Raw genomic sequence first — 716 nt, forward strand, 5'->3', positions numbered from 1 at the left:
GGTCAGCAGGCTTTCAAAGGCGCTGGTGAAGAGCAGCCAGCGGTTGGCCCGCAGCCAGGTGAGCGAGAGCCGGTGCCCGAGCTCGAACAGGGCGAGCGCCAGCGCCATGTCGATCAGGATGCGGGTCTGCGCGATCATGTCCTCGTCCACGATGCCGCGGCCGAGCATGCCGGCCGCGAGGCCCGTGGCGGCATAGCCGACGATGCGGGGCAGCCTCAGGTACGTGCGGCATATCTCACCCGCCAGGCCGGCGCCCACCAGCGCCAGCCCGACCCAGAAAAGGCCGGGTGCCAGGGGCAGGCTTGGAAACAATTGGCTCAGTCCATTCATGGACTATATGGTAGCGGAGCCACATGACATTCCATGTCGGAGTTTGTCCGACAGAGGCGCGGAAGCTGCTGCCAACGTGATGCATTCACACGTAAAAAAACCATCTTGCCGGGATGGCGTTTTTTTATCGTGACGGAGCCGCGGATGCGGCTGGCTGCGCAGGCTACACGCCCCAGAACTTCCATCCGGGCCGGGTCGCGCGCAGCCCGGTTTCCATGCGGGCATAGAGCGAGCGCGACTTGCCCTGAGCGGCACCGCTGGCGCGCGCCTTGTCGAAGTAGCCCAGCGCGGTCTCACGCTGCTCCAGCCCTAGCGCCGCCTCGACCGCGCCGAGGTAAGCCTCGCCGTCCCAGCCGTCGCGCGCGGCAAAGGCGGCCTCGAAGTCC

Annotated in this window: 1 protein-coding gene and 1 pseudogene; both read right to left on the reverse strand. The window is 66.6% G+C overall.

All coding sequences use genetic code 11. From position 1 onward, the window contains the following. The coding region (locus OR16_RS39345) for a cation:proton antiporter (protein WP_006165138.1) at nucleotides 1–330 on the reverse strand (330 nt) is incomplete at its 3' end. 163 nt (nucleotides 331–493) lie between these two features. Continuing rightward, nucleotides 494–716 (reverse strand): annotated as a pseudogene (locus OR16_RS39350) (hypothetical protein); the annotation flags it as partial.

Source organism: Cupriavidus basilensis OR16 (assembly GCF_000243095.1).
GTDB lineage: Bacteria > Pseudomonadota > Gammaproteobacteria > Burkholderiales > Burkholderiaceae > Cupriavidus > Cupriavidus basilensis_D.